This window comes from Teichococcus aerofrigidensis (assembly GCF_054073225.1).
Map to the genome: position 1 here is coordinate 49,366 of NZ_JBSXMU010000007.1, position 20,763 is coordinate 70,128.

Annotated in this window: 19 protein-coding genes; 12 read left to right on the forward strand and 7 right to left on the reverse strand. The window is 71.6% G+C overall.

The features are described from left to right. Positions 1–18 precede the first annotated feature (18 nt). The 7 genes from bamA (at position 19) to gloA (ending at position 7,028) form a co-directional block, all read left to right on the forward strand. Positions 19–2,337, forward strand: a complete 2,319-nt coding sequence (gene bamA / locus ACVMLK_RS03435; RefSeq protein ID WP_457485630.1) for an outer membrane protein assembly factor BamA — start codon at positions 19–21, stop codon at positions 2,335–2,337. Positions 2,338–2,357: 20 nt separating this feature from the next. Further along, the gene (locus ACVMLK_RS03440) at positions 2,358–3,122 is read left to right on the forward strand and encodes an OmpH family outer membrane protein (protein WP_198364616.1); all 765 of its coding nucleotides are present in this window, start codon (positions 2,358–2,360) and stop codon (positions 3,120–3,122) included. Positions 3,123–3,126: 4 nt separating this feature from the next. Further along, a complete protein-coding gene (gene lpxD, locus ACVMLK_RS03445) occupies positions 3,127–4,164 on the forward strand; it encodes a UDP-3-O-(3-hydroxymyristoyl)glucosamine N-acyltransferase (RefSeq protein ID WP_457485631.1) in 1,038 nt (345 codons plus the stop codon). Positions 4,165–4,303: 139 nt separating this feature from the next. Beyond that, a complete protein-coding gene (gene fabZ, locus ACVMLK_RS03450) occupies positions 4,304–4,810 on the forward strand; it encodes a 3-hydroxyacyl-ACP dehydratase FabZ (RefSeq protein ID WP_370591908.1) in 507 nt (168 codons plus the stop codon). A 5-nt stretch (positions 4,811–4,815) separates the two neighbouring features. Beyond that, positions 4,816–5,679 (forward strand): acyl-ACP--UDP-N-acetylglucosamine O-acyltransferase, encoded by an 864-nt coding sequence (gene lpxA, locus ACVMLK_RS03455; RefSeq protein ID WP_198364618.1) that lies wholly within the window; start codon positions 4,816–4,818, stop codon positions 5,677–5,679. A 61-nt stretch (positions 5,680–5,740) separates the two neighbouring features. Continuing rightward, positions 5,741–6,601 carry an LpxI family protein gene (locus ACVMLK_RS03460; RefSeq protein ID WP_457485646.1) on the forward strand — a complete coding sequence of 287 codons (861 nt, stop codon included), beginning with the start codon at positions 5,741–5,743 and terminating at the stop codon, positions 6,599–6,601. Between the two features lie 13 nt (positions 6,602–6,614). Beyond that, entirely contained in the window at positions 6,615–7,028 is a 414-nt protein-coding gene (gloA, locus tag ACVMLK_RS03465; protein ID WP_198364619.1) for a lactoylglutathione lyase, read from the forward strand. A gap of 13 nt (positions 7,029–7,041) precedes the next feature. Here the strand turns inward: gloA and ACVMLK_RS03470 are convergent, their stop codons facing one another. Together ACVMLK_RS03470 and ACVMLK_RS03475 are read right to left on the reverse strand one after the other, a co-directional pair. After that, on the reverse strand, positions 7,042–7,872 hold the full coding sequence (locus tag ACVMLK_RS03470; protein WP_457485632.1) for an alpha/beta hydrolase: 831 nt from the start codon (positions 7,870–7,872) through the stop codon (positions 7,042–7,044). Between the two features lie 142 nt (positions 7,873–8,014). Beyond that, positions 8,015–8,467, reverse strand: a complete 453-nt coding sequence (locus tag ACVMLK_RS03475; RefSeq protein ID WP_457485633.1) for an acyl-CoA thioesterase — start codon at positions 8,465–8,467, stop codon at positions 8,015–8,017. Between the two features lie 236 nt (positions 8,468–8,703). On the opposite strand from ACVMLK_RS03475, the gene minC reads away from it, so the two are divergent. Genes minC through minE form a run of 3 tightly spaced genes read left to right on the forward strand, consistent with a single transcriptional unit; the run spans position 8,704 to position 10,664 of the window. Further along, on the forward strand, positions 8,704–9,456 hold the full coding sequence (minC, locus tag ACVMLK_RS03480) for a septum site-determining protein MinC (protein ID WP_198364622.1): 753 nt from the start codon (positions 8,704–8,706) through the stop codon (positions 9,454–9,456). A gap of 45 nt (positions 9,457–9,501) precedes the next feature. Continuing rightward, positions 9,502–10,320 (forward strand): septum site-determining protein MinD, encoded by an 819-nt coding sequence (minD, locus tag ACVMLK_RS03485; protein ID WP_198364623.1) that lies wholly within the window; start codon positions 9,502–9,504, stop codon positions 10,318–10,320. Then, positions 10,317–10,664 (forward strand): cell division topological specificity factor MinE, encoded by a 348-nt coding sequence (gene minE / locus ACVMLK_RS03490; protein WP_457485634.1) that lies wholly within the window; start codon positions 10,317–10,319, stop codon positions 10,662–10,664. The genes minD and minE overlap by 4 nt, the downstream gene beginning before the upstream one ends. Positions 10,665–10,707: 43 nt before the next feature. On the opposite strand, the gene ACVMLK_RS03495 is transcribed toward minE, so the two are convergent. The 5 genes from ACVMLK_RS03495 to ACVMLK_RS03515 form a co-directional block, all read right to left on the reverse strand. After that, positions 10,708–11,589, reverse strand: a complete 882-nt coding sequence (locus tag ACVMLK_RS03495) for a DMT family transporter (protein ID WP_457485635.1) — start codon at positions 11,587–11,589, stop codon at positions 10,708–10,710. A gap of 15 nt (positions 11,590–11,604) precedes the next feature. Next, the gene (locus ACVMLK_RS03500) at positions 11,605–11,793 is read right to left on the reverse strand and encodes a hypothetical protein (protein WP_198364626.1); all 189 of its coding nucleotides are present in this window, start codon (positions 11,791–11,793) and stop codon (positions 11,605–11,607) included. A gap of 468 nt (positions 11,794–12,261) precedes the next feature. Beyond that, complete coding sequence (locus ACVMLK_RS03505) at positions 12,262–12,765, reverse strand: MarR family winged helix-turn-helix transcriptional regulator (RefSeq protein WP_457485636.1); 504 nt, start codon at positions 12,763–12,765, stop codon at positions 12,262–12,264. A gap of 86 nt (positions 12,766–12,851) precedes the next feature. Then, positions 12,852–16,601: a translocation/assembly module TamB domain-containing protein gene (locus tag ACVMLK_RS03510; RefSeq protein ID WP_457485637.1), complete on the reverse strand. Its 3,750-nt coding sequence runs from the start codon at positions 16,599–16,601 to the stop codon at positions 12,852–12,854. Between the two features lie 67 nt (positions 16,602–16,668). Then, complete coding sequence (locus tag ACVMLK_RS03515; RefSeq protein WP_457485638.1) at positions 16,669–18,579, reverse strand: autotransporter assembly complex protein TamA; 1,911 nt, start codon at positions 18,577–18,579, stop codon at positions 16,669–16,671. Between the two features lie 25 nt (positions 18,580–18,604). Here ACVMLK_RS03515 and ACVMLK_RS03520 point away from each other — a divergent pair, with 25 nt between their 5' ends. Together ACVMLK_RS03520 and ACVMLK_RS03525 are read left to right on the forward strand one after the other, a co-directional pair. After that, a complete protein-coding gene (locus tag ACVMLK_RS03520) occupies positions 18,605–19,771 on the forward strand; it encodes an amidohydrolase (RefSeq protein ID WP_198364630.1) in 1,167 nt (388 codons plus the stop codon). A 132-nt stretch (positions 19,772–19,903) separates the two neighbouring features. Next, positions 19,904–20,758, forward strand: a complete 855-nt coding sequence (locus ACVMLK_RS03525; protein ID WP_457485639.1) for an aldo/keto reductase — start codon at positions 19,904–19,906, stop codon at positions 20,756–20,758. Positions 20,759–20,763: the final 5 nt, after the last annotated feature.

Sequence of the window (20,763 nt, forward strand, 5' to 3'; positions counted from 1 at the left end):
CGGCTCCGGATTCGACCTTTGAACGCTACCCGCGCTCTTCTGCTTGCCGCCACCTGCCTGGTGCCCGCCCTGCTGCCGCCGACGGCCATGGCCCAGCCACGCCGGCCCGGTCCGCCCGCGGCCCAGCCCGCTGGCGGCGTGATCAGCCAGATCGAGATCCAGGGCAATCAGCGCATCGAGGCGGACACGATCCGCTCCTATATGCTGCTGCAACCGGGCGATGCCTTCGACGGCGAGCGCCAGGATCGCAGCCTGCGCACCCTCTTCGCCACCGGCCTGTTCCGCGACGTGCAGATCAGCCGCGAGGGGGGCCGCATGATCGTGCGGGTTCAGGAGAATCCGAGCGTCAATCAGGTGGCCTTCGAGGGGAACAGCAAGCTCTCCGACGACACGCTGCGCGGCGAGATCCAGCTGCGGCCGCGCGCCGTCTTCACCCCCGCCGCCGCCCAGGCCGACCGGCAGAAGCTGCTCGACCTCTATGCGCGCCGGGGCCGTTTCGCCGCCCGGGTCGAGCCGAAGATCATCGAGCGGGACCAGAACCGCGTCGATGTGGTCTTCGAGATCACCGAGGGCGATGTGGCCCTGATCAGCCGCATCAACTTCGTCGGCAACGAATCCTTTTCGGACAGCCGCCTGAAGGAAGTCGTCTCCTCGCGCGAAGCGGCCTGGTACCGGCCCTTTTCCTCCTCCGACACCTATGAGCCGGAGCGGCTGAACTTCGATCGCGAATTGCTGCGCCGCTATTATGAGCGGCAGGGCTATGCCGACGTGAACGTCACCGGCGCCGCCGCCGAGCTCGCGCCCGACCGCAGCGGCTTCTTCGTCACCTTCACCCTGACCGAGGGGCCGCGCTACCGCTTCGGCAAGGTGGAGATCCAGTCCAGCCTGCGCAACGTGACCGCCGAGCGGCTGCAGCGCGTGCTGGAGATCTATTCCGGCGACTGGTACGACGGCAGCGCCGTCGAGCGCATGCAGCAGACGCTGATCGACGAGGCCAACCTGGCCGGCGCGCCTTTCGTCGACGTCGAGCCCCGGATCACCCGCGACCGTGCCGCCAACACCATCGACGTGGTGTTCGACGTCACCGAGGGGCAGCGGGCCTATGTCGAGCGGATCGACATCACCGGCAACACCCGCACCCAGGACCGCGTGATCCGCCGCGAGATGCGCCTCGCCGAGGGCGACGCCTTCAACGCCGCGCAGGTCCGGCGCTCGCGCCAGCGCATCCAGGATCTGGGCTACTTCTCGGCCGTCACCATCACCCCCGTCCCCTCCGGACAGGACCGGGTGGTTCTCGACACCAGGATCGCCGAGCGCGCCACCGGCGAGATCTCGCTGGGCGGCGGCTATTCGACGGATGCCGGCGCGCTGGCCGATGTCGGGTTGCGCGAGCGCAACCTGATGGGCACCGGCATCGACGCGCGGATCAACACCACCATCGCCCAGCGCCGCAGCCAGGTCGACCTCTCGGTCACCGACCCGTCCTTCCTGGACCGCAATCTCTCGGTCGGCGGGGATGTCTTCTTCATCCAGCGCGATCTGACCGACTATTCGGGCTATGAGGAGCGCCGCGCCGGCTTCAGCGTGCGCGCCGGCTACGAGTTCAATGAGCGGCTGCGCCAGTCCTGGGCCTATACCCTGTCGCGCCGCAACGTCTTCAACGTGAACGATGACGCCTCGATCTACATCAAGGAGCAGCGGGGCGTCACCTGGCTGTCGCAGATCAGCCAGACGCTGACCTATGACACGCGCGACTCCCGCCTCGATCCGCGCAGCGGCTACGTCGTCCGCCTCGCGACCGATCTCGCCGGTCTTGGCGGCGACGTGAACTATGTCCGCGGCCGCCTGGACGGCACCTATTACATCCCCTTCGAGCGGCTGCTGGGCGATCCCGACTATGTCCTGGCGGTGTCCGGCGGCGTCGCCGGCATGGCCAGCTATGGCGGCAAGGATGAGCGCATCATCGACCGCTTCTTCCTGGGCGGCGAGAACCTGCGCGGCTTCTCCGTCGCGGGCGTCGGCCCGCGCGACATCAACACGCGCGATTCGCTCGGCGGCCGCACCATGTGGACGCAGAGCACGGAGATGCGCTTCCCGCTGCCCGTGCCCTCCGAGCTGGGCCTGATCGGCCGGGCTTTCGTCGATGTCGGCGCGCTGACCGGCATCGACTCCGCTCCCAACATCGTCGACGATTCCGCGCCCCGCGTCGGCGCCGGCGTCGGCATTTCCTGGCGCAGCCCCTTCGGGCTGATCAACATCGACGTGGCCCAGGCCGTGGTGAAGAAGTCCTACGACGAGACGCAGGTCTTCCGCTTCGGCTTCGGGACGCGCTTCTGAGCTTCCACGGAGTTTCCACCATGGCGCGACGCGCATCCTCGGCGCTGGCCGCGGTCCTGTTCTCCTCGAGCCTGATGGCCGGCGGCTCGGCCGTGGCGCAGCAGCAGCAGGAGTGGTTCGTTCCCAACCAGCAGCAGCAACAGCGCCCGGCCCAGGCGCAGCCGCAGCAGCAGCAGCAACGTCCGCCGCAGCAGCGCCCGGCGCAGCCGCCGCGCGCCGTGCAGGCCAATCCCGCGCCGCTGCCTCCGGGCGAGCCGCCGCCGGCCGCCGTCATCGGCATCGTCGATGTGCCGGAGGTGCAGCGCAACTCGACCGCCTTCAACCAGGTGCGGGAGGAGATCGAGAAGCGGCGGCAGAAGCTGAACGACGATCTGCAGCGCGAGCAGAACCGCTGGCGCGAGGAGCAGCAGCAGCTCGCCAATCAGCGCAGCACGCTCTCGCCCGAGGAGCTGCGCAACAAGGAGCGTGACCTGCAGGAGCGGGTGACGGACGCGCAGCGCGTCTTCCGCGACCGCAGCCGCAACATCGAGCAGGCGGCGCAGCAGAGCCTGCAGGAGATCGAGCAGGCGCTGGCCATCGTCATCCGGCAGGTCTCGGCCAGCCGCAAGGTCAACCTGGTGCTGCCGCGCCCGCTGGTGATCTTCAACGAGCCGCCCTTCGATCTGACCGGCGAGGTGTCGGCCCAGCTCAACAAGGTCATCAAGAGCGTCAATATCGCGCCGGAGGAGCCGACCCCGGCGTCCACGCCCGCGGCCCGCCAGGGCCAGCCGCAGCGCCGGAACTGACCGCGTGACGGCGGATCCGCGCTTCCACCCGGCAACGGGGCCCCAGCCGCTGTCGCGGCTGGCGGAGGTCGCGGGTCTGCGGTTCGAGGGCGATGGCGGGCGCCTGTTCCAGGGCGTCGCGCCGCTCGCCGAGGCGGGGCCGCGGGATGTCGCCTTCCTGGACGGCCGCCGCCATCTGGATGCCCTGCGGGCGAGCGGGGCGGGGGCGGTGATCCTGCCCCAGGATCTCGCCGGCGCCGTGCCCGCGGGCATGGTGGCTCTTGTCACCCCGGCGCCGCATCTGGCCTTCGCCCGAATCGCGGCGCTGTTCCATCCCCGCCCCGCCCCGGCCCCCGGGATCCACCCGACCGCAACCGTGGCGGCCGATGCGGTGCTGGAGGAGGGGTGCGAGGTCGGCCCCTATGCCGTGATCGGTGCCGGCGCCCGGCTCGGGCCGGGCTGCGTGGTCGGTCCGCATGCGGTGATCGGGCCGGGCTGTGTCTTCGGCGCGGGCGGGCGCATCGGCGCTCATGCCAGCGCCTATTATTGCCTGGCGGGGGATCGGGTGACCCTGCACCAGGGCGCGCGGGTCGGCCAGGAGGGCTTCGGCTTCACGCCGACGCCCGAGGGCCGCTTCGTGACCATCCCGCAGCTGGGCCGCGTGGTCCTGGAGGATGAGGTGGAGATCGGCGCCAATGCCTGCGTCGATCGCGGCGCCATGGGCGACACCGTGCTGGGGCGCGGTACGCGGCTCGACAACCTGGTGCAGATCGGACACAACGTCGTGACCGGGCGGGGCTGCGTGATCGTCGCCCAGGTGGGCATCTCCGGCTCCACGCGGCTGGGCGACTATGTCACCATCGCCGGCCAAGCCGGCTTGACCGGGCATCTGAAGATTGGCAGCAAGGCCCGCATCGGCGCCCAGGCCGGGGTGCAAAGCGACATCCCCGCCGGACAGGACGTGACGGGATCGCCGGCCATGCCGGTCAAGGATGCCTTGCGGGCCGCCCTGTATCTGCGGAAGCTCGGCGCCCGGAAACGGAAGGACGCCGAGGGGAGTTGAGACGTGCGGCGGGGGCGTGCCCGCCGTCAGGTTTCCAGGAGACTCGGAGTGACCGGGATGGCGACGCCATCCCGCGATTTTGGCTTTTGGCAGAACAGAAGGGGCCGCGGATCGCGGCCGGGACAACGGACTGATCGGCATGGACCAGCAAGAACAGGCGGCCCGGGAACAGGGCGTCCCTGGTGACGGTGAGGCGCGGACCGTGATGGAAAGCTGCGACATCGCCCGCATCATGCGGGCCATCCCGCACCGCTATCCCTTCCTGCTGGTCGACCGCATGGTGGACATGGTGCTGGGCGAGAGCGCCATCGGCATCAAGAACGTGACGATCAACGAGCCATTCTTCCAGGGCCATTTCCCCAGTCATCCGGTCATGCCGGGGGTGCTGATCATCGAGGCGATGGCGCAGACCGCCGCTGTCCTCGTGGTGGAGACGCTGGGCCCGAGCGCGCATGGCAAGATCGTCTACTTCATGAGCGTCGAGAACGCCAAGTTCCGCCGCCCCGTTGGCCCGGGGGATCAGCTCCGCATCCACATCGTCAAGGAGCGCCAGCGCGGCGCGGTCTGGAAGTTCAAGGCCGTCGCCCGTGTGGACGGTGTCGCGGTGGCCGAGGCGAGCTATGCCGCCATGATCATGGACCATTGAGCGGGATGCTCGATCGCGTGTTGCAGAAAACCGGCCGGATCGATCCGGCAGCCGAAATCCACCCCACCGCCCTCGTCGCGGAAGGCGCCAGCATCGGGCCGGGCTGCCGCATCGGGCCCTGGTGCCTGGTTGGCGCCGATGCGGTGCTGGGCGAAGGGGTCGTGCTGGCCTCGCATGTCGTGGTCGAGGGCCATGCCGAGATCGGTGACGGCGTGCAGGTCAGCCCCTTCGCCACCATCGGGCTAGCCCCGCAGGACCTGAAGTACAAGGGCGAGCCGACCCGCGTCGTCATCGGGCCGCGGACGTTGATCCGCGAGCATGCCACCATCCACCGCGGCAGCGTCGGCGGCCATGGCGTGACCACCGTGGGTGCCGACTGCCTCATCATGTGCACCGCCCATGTCGGTCATGACTGCACGTTGGATCACCACGTCATCCTGGCCAACAACGTCATGCTCGGCGGCCATGTGCAGATCGCCGACACGGTGTTCGTCGGCGGCGGCGTGGCGATCCACCAGTTCGTCCGCATCGGGCGGCAGGTGGTGATCGGCGGCATGAGCGGCGTCGAGGCGGACGTGATCCCCTTCGGTGCCGTTCTGGGCAACCGCGCGCGGCTGACCGGGCTGAACCTGATCGGGCTGAAGCGGCGCGGCTTCCAGCGGTCGCAGATCCATACGCTGCGCGCCGCCTATCGCAGCCTGTTCCGCACGGCGGGCGTCTTCCAGGACCGTGTCGCGGCCACCGAGAAGGCCTTCGGCGCGGAGCCGGCGGTGCGCGAGATCCTGGCCTTCATCCGGGCCGACAGCCGTCGCGGCCTGTGCCGGGCCGGGCGCGAGCTGCTGGAGGATGAGGACAGCGAGGCCAATTGAGCCGATGGCCGGCCGGATGAACGAAGGCGTGCCGGCGGGCCTCGCGGCCCCGTCACCGCTGATGGCGCCGGGCCAGGGGCCGATCGGCATGATCGTGGGCGGCGGCCAGATGCCGCAGCGCGCCGCGGCTTCCGCCGCCGCGGCGGGGCGCCCGCCGCATGTCGTGGTGCTGGAGGGCTTCGCCCGGCCGGACGACTACGCGACCTATCCGCATATCGTCTGCCGCCTGGGGGCCGCCGGGCGCATGCTGGACTGGCTGAGGGCCGCCGGGGTGCGCGATCTGGTGCTGGCGGGGCAGGTGACGCGCCCGAGCCTGCTTTCCCTGCGCCCCGATTCCGGTGCCGCCCGCCTGCTGCCCCGGATCGGCATGCGGGCCTTCAGCGGGGATGATTCCCTGCTGCGCGCCGTGCTTCAGGTCCTGGTGGAGGAGGGGTTCCGGCCCATGGCGGCGCAAAGCGTGCTCGGCGCCCTGCTGGTGCCGGAACCGGCGGTGCTCACCCACGTGCAGCCGGATGAGGTGGCGCGCCGGGATATCCGCCGCGGGATCGCCGTGGTCCGCGCCCTGGGTGCCGTCGATGTCGGCCAGGGCTGCGTCGTGCAGCAGGGTCTGGTGCTGGCGGTCGAGGCCATCGAGGGCACCGACGCCATGCTGGCCCGGGCCGGGGCCCTGCGGCGCGAGGGGGAGGCCGGGGTCCTGGTCAAGATCCTCAAGCCGGGCCAGGACCGGCGGATCGACCTGCCGACCATCGGCCCCTCCACCGTCGCCGCCGCCGCCGCCGCCGGCCTGCGCGGCATCGCCATCGAGGCCAATGGCACCATCGTGGTGGACCGCGCCGAAACCGTCTCCGCCGCCGACGCCGCCGGACTTTTCATGTTGGCGATCGATGTCAACGATCCCATTTGGACCGCGCCGCAACCCTGAAGGACATCCGCGCATGAGCAGCTTCCTGCACACCATGATCCGTGTCGGCGACCTGGAGCGCAGCGTCGATTTCTACACCCGCCTGCTGGGCATGAAGGAGTTGCGCCGCAACGACGTGCCGGAGGGCAAGTACACGCTGGTCTTCGTGGGCTATGCGCCGGAGAGCAGCGGCGCCGGCGTGATCGAGCTGACCTACAACTACGGCGTTAATAACTATGAGTTGGGCAACGCTTTTGGCCATTTGGCCATTGGCGTGCCCGATGTTTATGCAACCTGCGAAGCCCTCCGCGCCGCCGGCGCCCGCATCACGCGCGAGCCGGGGCCGGTGAAGTTCGGCACCACCGTGATCGCCTTCGTGGAGGACCCGGACGGCTACAAGATCGAGCTGATCGAGCGCAAGAGCGCCGAGGCCGGCACGCGCGGCTGAGGCGGGCGGCGCCTCAACGCGCGCTTTCCTCGATCAGCACCTGGGCGGTGTGGCAGAGCAGCCCGTCCGGGGCGCAGAGGCTGTCGAGCAGCCCTTCCTGATCGGTGCCCGGCAGGGCGAGCAGCGGGCCGACCCCGCCCTCCGCCCGCCGCCGGGCATGGAAGGCGCGCGACTGCCGCCGCGCCGCCGCCGGCTCCTCCTCGCCATAGGCGATGGCGAAGGGCTTGCGGACCACCGGCCGGTGCTGCGGCGACAGCACGGCCATTTCCAGCCCGTCCAGTTGCAGCGTCTCTTCCAGCCGCGGGTCGCCCATCGCCGTCAGGTCATAGAGGCCGGAGAGGCCGAGGCCCGCCACCACGCGCGGATGTTCGAGCAGCAGCGCCGCCAGATGCGCGCCGGACCCCCAGCCGCACACCAGCACCGGCCCCGAGATGCCGTGCTGCGGGCCCTGTGCCATCAGCCAGTCCAGCGCCCGCTGGCCCTGCCGCACGATGCGCGCCAGGCTGGCCTGGGGTGCCGGCGTGTGGCCGGGCAGGGCGGCCGACCAGCCATGGGCCATCACGCCATGCGCCACCGCGCCGGCCTGCGGCCGCCCGTCGGCCTCCCAGCCGCCGCCGTTCAGCAGCACCAGGCAGGGCGCGGAAGGCTCGATGGCTGGGAAGAGATCCCATCGGCACTCCGCCGTCGCGGCATAGGGCAGATCGAGCTTGGAAGGCCGCGCGGCCCGGAGCGCGGCCGAGGCCTCGCGCCGCCGGGCGACGCGCTCCGCCAGGGGGAGCGTCCCGCCGGCCGGCCGTGAGCGGGGCAGGGGGGAGGTGCCGCGCGCGGCGTCGGGGCGGATCACCGTCGGGCCGCCATGGGCGACATGCGGAGGCCGTGGTGACGGCACCGGCAGACAAAGGCGGTCGGGGCTGGAGGCATCGGGCGGCTCCCACGGGACGACGTCCCATCGCCTTGCAACCGCCGTGCCGCCGCGCGGCGGGCTGTCAGACCCGCCCGGCGTCCGGCGCCATCAGCGGCGCCAGCGCCTCGCGAAGTTCCGGCGCCACGGGCAGGGGGCGCGCCTGGGTGGCGGCATCGACCTGCACATGGATGAAGTGCCCCTCGGCGCAGGCCGTCTCCTGGCCGGGCCGGAACAGGCCGATCTCGTAGCGGATGGAGCTCTGCCCGATCCGGGCCACGCGCAGCCCGCCGCTCAGCACGTCCGGGAAGAAGGCGGGGGCGTGATGCCGGCAGAGGGTTTCCACCACCACGAAGGTCTCGGCGCGCCCGCCCGCGCCCAGGCGGCCCAGGCCGTGCAGGAACCGCGCCACCAGCGTGTCGAAATAGAAGTAGTAGGCCGCGTTGTTGACGTGGCCCTGGCTGTCCTGGTCGCCCCAGCGGGTGGGCATGTCGAGGAACCAGCGGTACGCGCTGCGGCGGGGCGGGGTCTGGGCCATGGCGGATCTCCTTCAGGAAGGGGCGTCGGCCTGTGGCGAATGGCCCACGCGTGCGGCAAAACCAGGGGACCGGGCGGCGCTTCCTGCGCTATGGGGCTTCGCCCGGAGGGGATGCGCCTGTATAGGTTAAGAATTCCTGGCGAACAGGGTGTGGTCCGATGGCAGAATGACCGGCCGGCCGCGCCTGCCCTGCCGGATTTCCGCAACGCCCGATAGCAGGATGGCCGCCGCCCCCCATGTCAGCCCCCGCCGCAAATCCCCGCCTGGAGCCGTTCCGGCTGCGCGGCGCGAACTTCAACCTGCTGGTGCTCCGGCTGCTGGACCCGAGGCCGGAGGTGATCGTTCCGGCGCTCGCCGATCAGTTCCGCCGTGCGCCCGGCTTCCTGCGTTTCGCGCCGCTGGTGCTGGGGCTGGATGATCTGGACGTGCCGCCGCACGCGGTGGATTTCGGCCGCCTGGCCGCCGAGCTGCGCGCCATCGAGATCATGCCGATCGGCACCACGGGGGGCACGCCGGAGCTGCGCGCCGCCGCCCAGTCCGCCGGCCTGCCGCCGCTGCGCACCGCCGGGGGCAAGGAGGAGGCGGTGAACCTCGCGCCGCCGCCCCCGGAGCCCGCCGCGGCCGCGGAGCCGCCGGCTCCCCCGTCGCCGGGCGGGTCCCGGCCGACCATGGTGATCGATCACGCGGTCCGGGCGGGACAGCGCATCTGGGCGCAGGGCGCCGATCTGATCGTCAATGGCACGGTCAATCCCGGCGCCGAGGTCATTGCGGACGGCAATGTGCACGTCTATGGCGCGCTGCGGGGGCGGGCGATCGCTGGCGGGGCCGATAATACCGATGCGCGCGTCTTCGCGTTGAATTTCGAGCCGGAGTTGGTTTCCATCGCGGGATACTACGCGGTGCGGGAAGGACTTACGGATGCTCCGATCGGCAAGCCCGTCCAGGTGCGGCTGATCGGCGAGAATATGCGATTCGACCGGCTGGGCTGAACAGGCTGGAACGAACAGGCCCGGGCGGCAGAGAGGAGAGACCTAATGGCGCAAGTGATCGTGGTGACGTCGGGCAAGGGAGGGGTCGGCAAGACCACAAGCTCCGCCGCCTTCGCCACGGGCCTGGCTCAGAGCGGCAAGAAGACGGTGGTCATCGACTTCGACGTCGGTCTGCGCAACCTCGACCTGATCATGGGTGTCGAGCGCCGCGTGGTGTTCGACATCGTCAACGTGATCAGCGGCGAGGCCAAGCTGAGCCAGGCGCTGATCCGCGACAAGCGGATCGACAACCTGTCGATCCTGCCGGCCAGCCAGACGCGTGACAAGGACGCGCTGACCAAGGAAGGCGTGGCGACGATCATCGAGGAGCTGTCGAAGGATTTCGACTACATCCTCTGCGACAGCCCGGCGGGCATCGAGAAGGGCGCGCTGCTGGCGCTCTATTTCGCGGACCAGGCCATCGTCGTCACCAATCCGGAAGTCTCCTCCGTCCGGGACAGCGACCGCATCCTCGGCGTGCTGCAGTCGAAGTCGAAGCGGGCCGAGGAGAAGCGGGACCCGGTGAAGGAGCACCTCGTCGTCACGCGCTACGATCCGAACCGGGTCGAGAAGGGCGAGATGCTGAAGCTCGAGGATATCCGCGAGATCCTGGCCATTCCGCTGCTCGGCGTCATCCCCGAGAGCGAGAGCGTGCTGAAGGCCTCCAACACCGGCAATCCGGTGATCCTGGACGAGGCCTCGAATGCCGGCCGGGCCTACAAGGATGCCGTCGCCCGCTTCCTCGGCGAGGACCGCCCGCACCGCTTCCTCGATCCGGAGAAGCGTGGCTTCCTGTCGCGCCTGTTCGGGGGGAGGGCCGCATGAGCTGGCTCGACGTCTTTCGCGGCAAGAGCAAGCCGCCACCCAGCAGTGCCGGCGCGGCCAAGGAGCGGTTGCAGATCGTCCTGGCGCATGAACGCATCAGCCGCAACGGCAACGACTTCCTGCCGCGGCTGCAGAAGGAGTTGATCGAGGTGGTGGCGCGCTATGTCGCCATCGATCCGAAGGCGGTGAACGTCTCGCTCGACCGTGGCGGCGATATGAGCACCCTCGCCATCGAGGTCGAACTGCCGCCCCCGGGCCCGCAGGACCGGGTCAAGACCGCCCAGGGTGCCGCGTCCACCAGCCCCAAGGCCGATCCGGCGCCCGGCGAGGGCAAGCCCGCCTGAGGCGGCAGATGGGGCCCTGGGGCGGCCGCCGGGCCCGCCGCCCTCAGCCGCCGGGGCGGGCCCGGGCGCGGCCCGAGCGGACCAGGTAGAGCGTGGCGGCCAGCATGGTCAGCGTGCCGGCCACCAGCCCCCAGCCGGGCTGCTCCGAGAAGACGGCCCAGCCGATCATGGCGCTGGCCGGGATCTGCGCATACTCCATCGGCGCCAGGAGCCCGACATCGGCACGCCGCGCCGCGGCCGAGGCGGCCAGGTCGCAGATCAGCGCGAAGAGCGAGCCGAGCACCAGCATGGCCAGGGCCAGGAGGCTCGGCATGCGCCAGACGAACAGGCAGACCGGCCCCCAGAACAGCACCGAGAGCAGCGAGTACCAGGCCACGACACGGGCTGGCGGCTCGGTGCTGGACAGCGCCTTGAAGCAGATCAGCACCAGGGCGCTGCACAGGCCGGCGACCAGCGCCGCCGGCGTGCCGGGCGAGAGGTCTCCGCCCGGCTGGGCGATGACCAGCACGCCGAGAAAGCCGATGCCGGCGGCCAGCGCGCGGTCGCGCCGGACCCTCTCGTGCAGCAGCAGGGCGGCCAGCGGCAGCACCCAGAGCGGCCTGGCGCTGACCAGCGCCACCGCATCGGCAAGGGGCAGCCAGAGAATCGCCAGAAGGCTGAGCAGGAAGGAGGTGATGCCGGCCGCGCCACGCGCCAGATGCAGCAACGGACGCCGGGTGGCGAGCGAATTCAGCCCGCCGCGCAGCATCCAGGGCAGCAGGAAGGCCAGGGTGAGCAGACCGCGGGCAAAGGGCACCAGCGGCACGGGCAGGCCATCGCGCAGGGCGGCGCGGTAGCAGGCATTCACCCCGGCGCCGCTGAGCGCGGCGAGCAGCATCAGCCCCAGCCCCGCCAGGGGCGTGGCTGGCAGGCGGAAGGGAGGCATGGGCGGCGGCCCGGCTCAGCGGCGCGGCGCCAGCTCCGTCTCCAGGGCCTTGATCTTGGCGGTCAGGGACTGCCGCAACGTGGCGGCGGCATGCGGCTTCAGCGCGGCCAGGGCTTCCTTCAGCTCCCGGAGCTGACGCTTCTTCTCCTCCTGATTGCGGGAGATCGGACGATTGCCGGAAAGCTGGCCGTCGAAGGCACGCATGTCGTTCATCCTCGAGTCGAAACGTCGCCCGGCTGTCAGGGGCAGGAGAGGCTTTAGAGCGGATCAGCGGGCGGCGATATCGGGCTGGCAAGAAATTCCCGCCATGGGCGACAGGGGAGGGCAGAACTCGCGGCGCCAAGGCTCACCGCCGAGCAGGGTGGGAGCCCTCTTCCCCTCCGGCGGGTCAGCCAGATTGCCCAGCTTTATCCAGACCAGAGGTGTGGTGATCGCGACCGTGGCCCTGGTGTTCGCCATCCTCCGCTTCAGCGCCTAGTCCACCCTCAACCCCCGGGGCCCATTCCCTCGGGGCCTTCCCCGCCACGCACCCGGCCGTGCTGCCGTCGCCCGCCCCGCCCTGTGTCCGCAGAACCCGCGCTTCCCAAGGCAGGCTCTCCATGCGCGACGAATTCGCCAAGAACAAAGATTGGCAGGCCAGCCGGGCGCCAGGGCCGCCCACAAATCAACCGATCACACTACTTCCTGCCGCCCGCCTTCGGTAAAGCGGCATGAAGCCGGCGGCGACAGCCGGTTCAGCTTCCGCAGGAGTTGCATCAGGCAATCCCGCTCCGCCGCGGTGAGCGGCGCCGCCAGCCGGCTCTCCATCTCCGCAACCCGTCGCTTGAGGGGGGCCAGAACCTGCTGTCCGGCCTCGCTCAGTTCCAGCGCCTGGGCGCGCCGGTCGCCGCTCACGGCGTGGCGCTCCACCAGACCCCGTTCAGTTAAGCGCTGCATGGCCGGGCTCAGAGTCGACTTGTCCAGCCCGGCGGCGCTGGCCAGAAGGCCCAGCGTGATGCCGGGATTGGCTTCGACCAGGCAGAGCAGGGTGAATTCGCCCGCGGTCACGCCGACATCGGCTGTGTTCTCGGAAAAGTCCAGCAGCATCCTTGTATGGGCTCGCCGCAGCAGATGCCCCAGGAGGTCCGGTAGAGGACCCAGATCAACCCTATCCGACCGGATGCGCATGCTCTCCATGACCGGAGACTAGCGCAGGCGATTCATTTTCGAAACGGTATAGCGGCCGCCTGATGCAGGCCGCCATGTCGCGGGCCCTCCAGGCCTCAGTACTCGAACTCGTAGCTGAGCCCCAGCCGCTCCCCGGACTCGCCGCCGGTGCTGCTCTCGAGCTTCAGGCGTGGCGTCAGCTCCACCTCCACGCCGACGCGCGGCCCCCCCTCGGTGCCCTGCTCGACCCCGACATAGACGCCCGGGCTGATATAGCCGCCGGCCTGGACGGAAGGGTTGTTGGCGTTGCTGCTGTCCGTGTCGGTGCCGCTGCCGCCGCCGCCCACGCCAAGCCGGTCGAGGCCCAGCCGGTCGGCCAGCCGCCCGAGGAAACCGCGGCCGCCCGTGGGCCCGACGCCCGCCAGGCTGGCGGCGCCGCCGGCCAGCTGCGCGATCTCGAAGGGCGAGAGCCGGTCGACCGAACGGTTGAAGAGCAGCCGCGCCAGCACCTCGTCCTGCGGCAGTTCCGGCTCGGAGCTGAAGGTGATGGTCGGATTGCTCGGCTGTCCGGTGACGGTGATCGTGATGGTGATGGATTGCGAGCGGGTGGTGGCCAGGAAGTCCAGCGCCGGCGTCATTGCGCCATCGAAGGTCAGGTTGCCGCGGTCGAAGGTGATGCGCCGGTCCAGCAGCTGGAAGGTGCCGCGCCGCATGCTGAAGGCGCCGTCGGGCTGCACATTGGCCGCGGTGCCGCCGATATGGAGGTTGCCGCCCAGCTCGGCATCCAGCCCCCGGCCGCGGATCAGCAGCGATTGCGGGGCCTCGATCCGGATGTCGAGGGCGATCGGCGGCGGCGGGCTGGAGGGGGCGGGCGGCGGCGGGGCGTCGCGCCCGCGCTCGTACACCTGGCCCAGCGTGGCGACGCCACCCCCCGGCAGGCTCTGCGGAATGTTCACCGCCACGCGCCGCAACCGCACCGTGCCGCCCAGGGCGGGGCTGGTCTGCAGCGGGCCGGTGAAGCGGAGGTCGGCATCGAGCAGGGCGGTGACCAGCTCGCTCTGCACCGGCGTGGCGTCGCGCGCCGTGATGGCGATGTCCAGCGGGATGCCCGGGGCGAGGGGCTGCGCCGTGCCACTGGCGCTGATGCGGCCTTCGCCGGCGCGGGCGACGAAGTTCTCCAGCACGACCTGGTCGCCGGCGGCGCGCACCCGGCCGGTGATGTTCGTCAGACGCAGGCCGTAGAGCGGGTTGCGCACCTCGCCGCCGGTGAGCGTCGCGGTGCCGTTCAGCACCGGGGCCGCGAGGGTGCCGGTGGCGCCGCCATCGAGGGCGATGCGGCCGACCACGCGATTGGCCCCGCCGCCCAGGCTGGGCGCCAGCAGCGGCTGCAGATTGGCGTTGCCGGTGACGCGGGCCGAAAGCGGCGCCTCGGCACCCGGACCCTGCGGCAGCCGCGCCTCGGCGTCGAGGGTGAGGAGGTTGCCCATCCGCACCGCGGCGGTGGCCTGGACGGCGCCGGCGCCGCTGCGCCGCGCCTCGACGCGCAAGGTGGCGGCCGGCCAGCCGCGCGACCAGTCGGCCTCGGCGCGGAGGCCGGTGCCGTTCAGCGTCGCCTGCACCTCGGGCGCGCTGGTGGGGCCGGTGACGCGCGCCTCGCCCACCACCGTGCCGGAGAGGCGTGGTTCGGGGGCGAACATATTGACCAGGGAGGCAGGCAGGGCGGCCAGGGCGAGGCGCAGGTCCGCGGTGTCCGGCCCCCAGCGGCCGCTGAGGGTCAGGTTGCCGGCCGGGCGCGCGGCGAGGCGCAGGCCGGGGATCTCCACGGCACCCGAGGGCGGCAGCAGGATCGCGCCCGGCGCCGCGAGGCGGATCCCCATATTGCCCTGGGTGACGTCGAAGGCGGCGATATCGAGGCGCTTGCCGGCCTCGCCGCTGCTGAAGCGGCCATGGCCGCTGACATTGGCCTGCGGAAGCTGGCCCCGCGCCGCCCAGTCCAGGGCGGCATCGGTGCCCTTCAGGGTCATCTCGGCGGCGTAGGCCTGGCCTCCCAGCTCGACGCGGCGGATATCGGCGCGGGCATCCACGGCCTGCCGGCCCTCCGGCGTGGCGTTCAGCTCCGCGGTGATGCTGAGCTGGCCGGCGATGGGCTGTCCGGCCAGCTCCGAAAGCGGCCGCAGATCCGGCGCGGCGACATTGGCGCTGCCGTCGAACAGGCCGGTCGCCGTGTTGAAGGCGCCGTCGGCCGTGGCACGGATCGGGCCGAAGGTCGCCTCGCCCTCCGCCAGCCGCACCAGATCGCCCTCCCGGGCGGCGCGCAGCGCCACCGAGATCGGCTGGCCCTCGGCCCGGCCGGTCAGGTGCAGCCGCCCCGCCATGCCGCTGATCGCCGGCACCTCGGCCGAGAGTCGGGGTGCCTCGACCTTGCGGCCCGAAACCACCAGCCCGGGGCTTTCCGCCTGCAGAGTGAAGCCGGGATCGGTGACCGGCCCGGTGACATGCGCGTCGACGGCGATGGGGCCGGAGAGCTCCGGACGGATGACGCCGAGTTCCGGCACCTCCAGCCGCGCCGTGAGGTCCAGCACGTCCCAGCCGGTGCCCTGTGCGGTGAGCCGGGCGCCCGCGCCGCGCAGTTCCAGCCTGTCGATGCGGGTCGGCGTGCCGGTGAAGTCGATCTCCGGCGCCGGACCCAAGGCGCCGCCTAGCGGATCGGGGCCGCGCAGGCCGCGCGGCCGCAGGCTCGCCTCGATCCGCTCGGCCTCGGCGATACGCGCGGTGAGCGAGAGGGCCTCCCAGCCGAAGCCCTCGGGCACCAGCGCGCCGAGCCGGGCGGAATCGGCGACCTCGGCCTGGACGTTCAGCAGCGCCATGTCGCCCTGCGCGGTGACGGTGGCGGCCTGGGTGGCGAGGCGCAGGGCGCGCAGTTCCGGCCGGCCGTCCGCCAGCCGCCCGCCCTCCACCGCGAAGTCGATCTGCCGCACCGGCTCCGGCGCCAGCTGGGCCGGCGCGTCCAGCCGGCCCTGCAGCCGCAGGCTGGCGGCGCCGTCCTCCGCCAGCCCGACCCGGCCATCGGCGGTCAGCGCGGCCTCCGTCCCGAGCGAGGCGCGCAGGGCGAGGGCAGCGTCCTGCGCCGGCCCATCGAGCCGCAGGCTGATATCGGCGGGGGCCTGGGGCAGGCCCAGGGCGCTGGCCAGCACGCCACCCGGCGGCTCCTGCCCACGCAGGTCGGCCAGCAGACGCCCCCTGGGGTCCAGCCCCAGATCGAGGTCGAGCTGCCCGGGCGCGTCCAGCCGCCGCACGGCCAGCTTCGCGCGCAGGGCGGCGGCGATCAGGCTGGCCTCGCCGTCCAGCGACAGGGCGACGGGCTGCCCCTCGGCGCCCGCCTCGGCCGGCAGGCCGACAAGGGCGCGGGGCAGCTCGATGCGAGCGGCGTGCAGGCGGTCGAGATGCAGCGAGACCGGCAGGTCCGGCAGGCTGGGAATGGTGGTGGGACCGCTCTCGGGTTCCGCTTCGGGCTCAGGCGCCGGCTCGGGCAGGCGGAGCAGGGCGATGCGCTCGGCGGCGATCTCCTCGATGCGGAACTCGCGTCGTACCAGATCGGCCAGGGCGAGGCCGATGCGGCCGCGCTCGATCTCCAGCCAGGGGCCGGCGGAATCGGCCATCACCAGCCGTTCGAAGCCGGGCGCGCCGGGAATCGGCCCGTGCAGCCCCTGCAGCGTCAGGCCGGGCACGAAGCGTTCCGCGAGGCTGGTGATCATCCTCTGCCCCGGCCCGGTGTTCGCCGCCAGCAGGGCGCCCCCGATCAGGAGGGGAGGCAGGAGAACGAGAACGAGAAGAATGATGAGGAGCCAGCGCAGGAGACGACGCATCAAACCGACAGCCTGTCCTTTCTGGAAGCGTCTGCCAGGGACAGGGCCCTGGAGAGGCGAAGCGGCCTCAGAAGGCCTGTCCGATGCCGATGTAGACACCGAAGGCGGAATCGCCCCGCTCCTTGTTCAGCGGAACGGCGATATCGGCGCGGATGGGCCCGATCCCGGTGAGATAACGCAGGCCAAGCCCCGCGCCCACCTTCACATTGTCGAAATCCGGCGTGGGATCCTCGGTGACCGAGCCGGCATCGACGAAGGCGGCCAGGCCCCAGGGGCCGCTGACCCTTTGGCGCAGCTCGATGGACCCTTCCACCAGGGACAGGCCGCCCGCCGGCTCGTTGATCGCCGTGCGCGGGCCGATCGACTGGTAGGTGTAGCCGCGTACCGAGCCGCCGCCGCCGGAATAGAAGCGCTTGTCCGGCGGTACGCCGCCATAGGAGGCGCCGACGATGCTGCCGACCACGCCGCGCACGGCCAGGATGCTGCCCTTGTCGCCCAGCATGTCGAAGTAGGTGCTGCCCTGGGCGCGCAGCCGCGTGAAGACGTTGCTCTCGCCCATGCTGTAGATCGGGTTGACCAGCAGCGAGGCGCGGGTCCCGCGCGAGGGGTTCAGCGGATTGTCCACATCCGTCCAGCGCAGCTGGCCCAGAAGGCCGAGCAGCTGGTAATCGGTGGTCACGCCATCCTGGGTGACGCGGCTGAACTCGATCTGCGGACCGAAGCCGTAGCTCAGCCGGGGCGACCAGGTGCGCTCGAGCAGGGCGCCCAGCGTGAAGGCATCGCGGTCATAGGCATCGGGCCGCTCGCGCAGGGCGGCGATGTCGAAGGTCAGTGTCTGGTTGCGGCCCAGGAACCATGGGGTGCGCAGGCTGGCGCCGATCTTGCCGCCGGTGTCGCTCGTGTCGCCGGTGGTGCCGAGGCGGTTGACCTCCGCCTCCAGGCGCAGGCGCTCGGCGCCGCCGAAGAGGTTGCGGTGCTCCCAGTAGGCGCTCACCGTGGGGCCGTAGCGGGTCTCGTAGGCGGCGCCGAAGCCCACCGCGTGCAGCGGCCGCTCCACCACCGTGAAGGTCATCGGCAGGCGCCCCTCCTCGTCCAGCCGGTCTCCGGCGCGGGCGCGGACGGTGCCGAAGACGCCGAGGCTGAGCAGGTCCTGCCGTGTCTTCTCGATACGTTCCTGGCTGAAGACCTGCCCTTCCAGCGGCTGGACCATGCGGGCGAGCAGCTCGCTGCGGGTCCGTTCCTCTCCGGTGACGCCGGGGCGGGCGAACAGGGCGCGCGGACCCGGCGTCACCAGGAAGGTCACCTCGAGCTTGCGCGTGTCGTGATCGGCGATGACGCGGCGGCCGAGTTCGGCGAAGGGATGGCCGGCATCGCGCAGCGCCTGGTTGATCCGCCCCTGGGCGTCCAGGATCGGCTGCGCCCGGGCCGGCTGCCCCTCGGCGAGCCCGGTCTCGCCCATCGCGCCGAGCGGGAAGCCGGGCGGATCGGTGCGCAGCAGCACCGGGGCCAGGGTGTATTGCGGCCCCTTCTCCACCGTGATGACGACGGGGACCGGCTGGTCCGAGGCGCCGCGCGCCGCCAGCCGGTCGGCCAGGCCGGGCGTGTCCGCCGGGGAGCCATCCACCGTCACGCGGCTGCTGCCGTTGTAGTAGCCCTCCGAACGCAGCGCGTCGCGCATGTTGTTGGCCTCGGCCAGGGCGCGGCTGACCAGGCCGAAGGCGTCGACCGGAGCCCGCTCGCGCAGCTGCTCTAGCGCCGAGGCCCGCGAGATGGCGTCGTCGAGCGCCGAGTCGCCGGTTTCGGGCAGGCTCACGCTGTAGGCCAGGCCCGGCTCCTCGGCATTCTCCTCCGGCGCGGCGCCGGCGGGAGGGGGCTGGGCGGCGGCGTGCAGCATCGCCGCCAGGGGCAGCGCGACGGCCAGGGTGCCGGCCAGCGGCAGGGAGACGGCGAGGGGGAGAAGGCGGGATTTGAGGCGCATGGCTTTAGGGGGTATGCCCTAGCACATGGACGCGACCCTTGCCGAAACACTGACGCGTTGGCGCAGGCATCTCCACGCCAACCCGAGCCTCACCCTTCACGAAGGCCCGACCGCGAGCTTCGTCGTCGAGAAGCTGAGGGAGCTCGGCGTGACGGAGATCGCCACCGGCGTCGGCGGCCATGGCGTCGTCGCCACGCTGCACCGGCCCGGCAGCAACCGCAGCGTCGGCCTGCGCGCCGACATGGATGCGCTGCCGATCGAGGAGGCGGCGCAGGACCTGGAATGGCGCAGCACCAATCCGGGCGTCATGCATGCCTGCGGTCATGACGGCCATACCACGGCCCTGCTCGGCGCCGCGGCCATGCTCCTGCGGGACGAGAGCTGGAGCGGCACGGTGCGGCTGGTGTTCCAGCCGGCCGAGGAGGGCGGCGGCGGCGCCGCCGCCATGGTGAAGGACGGGCTGTTCCGGCGCTTCCCGATGGACCGCATCTTCGGCTGGCACAACTGGCCCGGGCTCGCCGCCGGAACCATCGCCGTGCATGACGGCGCGGTGATGGCCGCCGGGCGGCGCTTCGAGATCGCCATCGAGGGCCATGCGGGCCATGCCGCCCTGCCGCATCTGACGCGCGATCCCATCGTCGCGGCCGGCCATGCCATCGTCGCCTGCCAGTCGATCGTGGCCCGCACCCTGGACCCGATCGATACCGGCGTGGTCAGCCTGACCATGGTGAAGGGTGGCGAGGCGGAGAACCAGATCGCGGCCCGTGTCTCGATCAAGGGCAGCATGCGCTTCCTGCGCCCGGAGGTCGGCCGGCAGATCGAGGAGGGCCTGCGCCGCGTCGCGGAGGGCGTCTCCGCCACCTTCGGCGTGCAGGCCACCAGCCGGATCTGGGGCGGCGTGCCGGTGACCAGCAATCACCCCGAGGAGCGCGATCTGGCCGCCGAGGCCGCGGCCGCCGTGACCGAGCTGCGGCGCGACATCCCGCCGGCGATGACGGGGGAGGACTTCTCGCACTTCCTCAACGAGGTGCCGGGCGCCTTCGTCTGGATCGGCAACGGCTCCTCGGAAGGGGGGCGGGAGCTGCACAACCCGCATTACGACTTCAACGACGCCGTCCTGCCGGTGGCCAGCGGCTTCCTGGCCGAGACGGCGCGGCGCGCCCTGGCACCGGAGGCCGTTTCGAAGGGCTGAGGCGGGACGGGACTCCGGGCGCATGGCGGTGCAACGCCTGCGGCCAAGCCCAAGTTGCAGCAACCCAGGTTGCAGGGGTCACGCGGGGCGGCATGGTGCCGCCCCGCGGTCGTTCCGCCACGGAGCCGAGACATGACACAGCCCGCCGAGACCCCTGTCGCCATCCCGCTGGCCGAATCCTCGCGCATCGCCATCCCCAAGCTGGGGCTGGGCACCTGGAAGCTGGCGGGGGCGGAAGGGCAGGCGGCGGTGGAGAGCGCCCTGGCGCTCGGCTACCGGCATGTCGACACGGCGGACCGCTACGGCAACGAGGTCGAGGTCGGCGCCGGCCTGGCCGCCGCGGGCGTGGCGCGCGGCGAGATCTTCCTGACCAGCAAGGTCTGGTACGACAATCTCGCCCCGGAGGCGCTGCGCCGCTCGCTGGAAGGCTCACTGCGCAAGCTGGCCACACCCTACCTGGATCTTTTCCTGGTGCACTGGCCGGCGCCGGACATGGACCTGCCCGCCGTCGTCGCGGCGCTGGAGGCGGCGCGGTCGGAGGGGCTGATCCGCCGCTGGGGCGTCTCCAACTTCCCCCTCGGCCTGATGCGCCGGCTGGAGGAGATCGGCGCCGCGCCGGCCTGCCTGCAGGTCGAATACCATGCCCTGCTGTCGCAGCGGGCGCTGCTCGAATGGTGCGTGCCGCGCGGCATCGCGCTCACCGCCTATTCGCCGCTCGGCCAGGGCGCGCTGGCGGAGCAGCCGGTGCTGCAGGAGATCGGCCGCAAGCACGGCGCCTCGCCCCTGCAGGTGGCGCTGGCCTGGCTGCTGCGGCAGGAGATGGTGGTGGCCATTCCCAAGGCCGGCCGGCGCGAGAGCCAGCAGGCCAATCTGCGGGCCGTACCACTGGCCGCGAAGCTGGACGCGGCGGATGTCGCGCGGATCGACGCCCTGCCCAAGGACCGGCGGCGGGTGAACCCGGACTTCGCCCCTGATTGGAACGCCTGAGTCGA

Coding starts and splice junctions, on each gene's coding strand:
- ACVMLK_RS03520 (WP_198364630.1), top strand. CDS start 18,605: ATGGACGCGACCCTTGCCGAAACACTGACGCGTTGGCGCAGGCATCTC.
- minD (WP_198364623.1), top strand. CDS start 9,502: ATGGCGCAAGTGATCGTGGTGACGTCGGGCAAGGGAGGGGTCGGCAAG.
- ACVMLK_RS03475 (WP_457485633.1), bottom strand. CDS start 8,467: ATGGCCCAGACCCCGCCCCGCCGCAGCGCGTACCGCTGGTTCCTCGAC.
- ACVMLK_RS03525 (WP_457485639.1), top strand. CDS start 19,904: ATGACACAGCCCGCCGAGACCCCTGTCGCCATCCCGCTGGCCGAATCC.
- minE (WP_457485634.1), top strand. CDS start 10,317: ATGAGCTGGCTCGACGTCTTTCGCGGCAAGAGCAAGCCGCCACCCAGC.
- ACVMLK_RS03510 (WP_457485637.1), bottom strand. CDS start 16,601: ATGCGTCGTCTCCTGCGCTGGCTCCTCATCATTCTTCTCGTTCTCGTT.
- ACVMLK_RS03440 (WP_198364616.1), top strand. CDS start 2,358: ATGGCGCGACGCGCATCCTCGGCGCTGGCCGCGGTCCTGTTCTCCTCG.
- minC (WP_198364622.1), top strand. CDS start 8,704: ATGTCAGCCCCCGCCGCAAATCCCCGCCTGGAGCCGTTCCGGCTGCGC.
- lpxA (WP_198364618.1), top strand. CDS start 4,816: ATGCTCGATCGCGTGTTGCAGAAAACCGGCCGGATCGATCCGGCAGCC.
- ACVMLK_RS03460 (WP_457485646.1), top strand. CDS start 5,741: ATGGCGCCGGGCCAGGGGCCGATCGGCATGATCGTGGGCGGCGGCCAG.
- ACVMLK_RS03505 (WP_457485636.1), bottom strand. CDS start 12,765: ATGGAGAGCATGCGCATCCGGTCGGATAGGGTTGATCTGGGTCCTCTA.
- ACVMLK_RS03515 (WP_457485638.1), bottom strand. CDS start 18,579: ATGCGCCTCAAATCCCGCCTTCTCCCCCTCGCCGTCTCCCTGCCGCTG.
- gloA (WP_198364619.1), top strand. CDS start 6,615: ATGAGCAGCTTCCTGCACACCATGATCCGTGTCGGCGACCTGGAGCGC.
- ACVMLK_RS03500 (WP_198364626.1), bottom strand. CDS start 11,793: ATGCGTGCCTTCGACGGCCAGCTTTCCGGCAATCGTCCGATCTCCCGC.
- ACVMLK_RS03495 (WP_457485635.1), bottom strand. CDS start 11,589: ATGCCTCCCTTCCGCCTGCCAGCCACGCCCCTGGCGGGGCTGGGGCTG.
- fabZ (WP_370591908.1), top strand. CDS start 4,304: ATGGACCAGCAAGAACAGGCGGCCCGGGAACAGGGCGTCCCTGGTGAC.